Source organism: Mesorhizobium sp. M7A.F.Ca.US.014.04.1.1 (assembly GCF_003998745.1).
Classification (GTDB): domain Bacteria; phylum Pseudomonadota; class Alphaproteobacteria; order Rhizobiales; family Rhizobiaceae; genus Mesorhizobium; species Mesorhizobium ciceri.
This window is the reverse complement of the sequence record NZ_RZRW01000885.1, coordinates 1-1,688: the sequence shown is the minus strand read 5'-3', so window position 1 is coordinate 1,688 and position 1,688 is coordinate 1. Positions and strand designations below refer to the sequence as shown.

Genomic DNA, 1,688 nt, shown 5'->3' with positions numbered 1-1,688 from the left:
AACCATCGCCGCCCTGCTCGTCGCCGGCCGTTATCCAGGTTTGAAATTTTGAGCGGGCAGTCTTGAACATTCCAAACTATGCACGTCGAACGGTCAGCCACCCCTGCGCAGTCTAGAAAGAAAAAATGGCTGATGGAACCCGCAAATGGCTGGTCCAGTCCTCACACCGCTTCCCTTGCCCAGAGCCTGTGGCCATGGCGGCGGAAATAGCGCGCCACCAGGCGCTGCTGCTTGGCCCTGATCAGGTCGGGCAGGCGCCGCTCCTGGCGCCAGCGCGGTATGTTGCGCCAGCAGGCTATGAAGCGGGCGGCGTCCTCGATTACCTCCTGCGCCGAGAGTGCCGGACCGATAGCGGCCAGGAACAGCGCCTCCGACGGTTTCAACTCGTCGATCACCGCCTTGCGCCTGACGTGATCCTGACGGGCGTGGGCGATGCCGCTGCGACGGATTGCTTCGAAGGCTTCAAGCAAGGCCAGGCTGTCGCCGGCGTAGCCGCAGGAACGGGCAAAATCGGCGGCAAAAGCGTCCATTATCGCTCCCGGGTCTGATGCAGTGGGCAGGTTCGTACCCGACTCACATTTTCATACATTTATGAAAGCATAACTCAAATTACGCTAGAAGAAAAACTTCTGGGAAAGTTTGAAAACTGCGACTCGACTCCCGGCGTAAAACACAGGAATATGCGAACAAATCAGGAACAAAGACGAGGCAGGGGCGATGGCATTGCCGGGCAAGGAACCAACGATCGCGCATGTCGCCTCGATCTCGGTCGAGTGCGCCGATTGTGGCCGCAACAGGTGGTGGCGACCCGATCAGCTGAAGCGGTTCGGGGTGACGGGGAATACGCCGCTGTCCGCTCTGTCGGGCCGTATCGTCTGTTCGGCCTGCCGCGCCGACGGACTGCCGGGGACGGCGATTTCGATCCAGGCGGCGTTTGTCGACGAGCGCCAGCGCGTGCGCAGCGAAGCGCGGATGCTGAGCGACAGGGATGTGCCGCTGGAGGGATCGCGGCGGGCTTGAGTGGGAGGGTGCCAGCGCTGGTTCTTCCTTCTCCCGCAGGGGGAGAAGGAAGAGCATCCCTTGCTCAATACCCCAGCAATTCCTTCAGCGGAATCACGCGCCAGACATGTTTGATGGCGTAGCGGTTGAAGGTCAACGTCTTCGGCGGGTTGTACTGCTCGACGACCAGCTCGCCCGCCGTGCGCTTGACCAGCTTTTTGATGAAGGCCTTGCCGTTGCGCTCGTTTTCCTCCGGGAAGGTCTCGATCACCACATGGTCGCCCGGTACGGCGTCGCGGCCGCCGCAATAGATCAGGTCGCCGGGCTCGTAACGCGGCACCATGGAATCCGAGAGCACGTGCAGGGCGAACACCTTCGGCAGGTTGCGCACGCCCGGCGGGCGCTGGACGTAACCCGCCGGCTCGCCGTTGAAGGTGAAATCGCCATCGTCGCCACCGACGGCCGCGCCCAGCACCTCGATGTCCATCGAGCTGGCGGGTAGCGGACCTGCATCGGTGACGATCTCCGCATCGGCAACCGGTCCGGCATCGTCGAGAAACACGACCTGCCCCTGGCCCAGCGCAACCGGGTCGACGCGCAGGAAGGCGGCGGTCTTCAGCAGGTTCTCGGTCTTGGGCAGATTGCGGCCGGTTTCCCAGTTGCCGACGGCGGCGACATCGGTGTCGTTG

3 protein-coding genes are annotated in these 1,688 nt (G+C 62.7%); 1 reads left to right on the top strand and 2 read right to left on the bottom strand.

What is annotated here, in order from left to right; translation table 11 throughout:
• Window positions 1–161: 161 nt before the first annotated feature.
• Window positions 162–530 carry a hypothetical protein gene (locus EOA22_RS32720; protein WP_027160847.1) on the bottom strand — a complete coding sequence of 123 codons (369 nt, stop codon included), beginning with the start codon at window positions 528–530 and terminating at the stop codon, window positions 162–164.
• A 187-nt stretch (window positions 531–717) separates the two neighbouring features.
• Between EOA22_RS32720 and EOA22_RS32715 the strand changes: the two genes are divergently transcribed.
• On the top strand, window positions 718–1,020 hold the full coding sequence (locus EOA22_RS32715) for a hypothetical protein (RefSeq protein ID WP_024501757.1): 303 nt from the start codon (window positions 718–720) through the stop codon (window positions 1,018–1,020).
• A gap of 64 nt (window positions 1,021–1,084) precedes the next feature.
• On the opposite strand, the gene EOA22_RS32710 is transcribed toward EOA22_RS32715, so the two are convergent.
• The coding region (locus tag EOA22_RS32710; protein ID WP_164756144.1) for a helix-turn-helix transcriptional regulator at window positions 1,085–1,688 on the bottom strand (604 nt) is incomplete at its 5' end.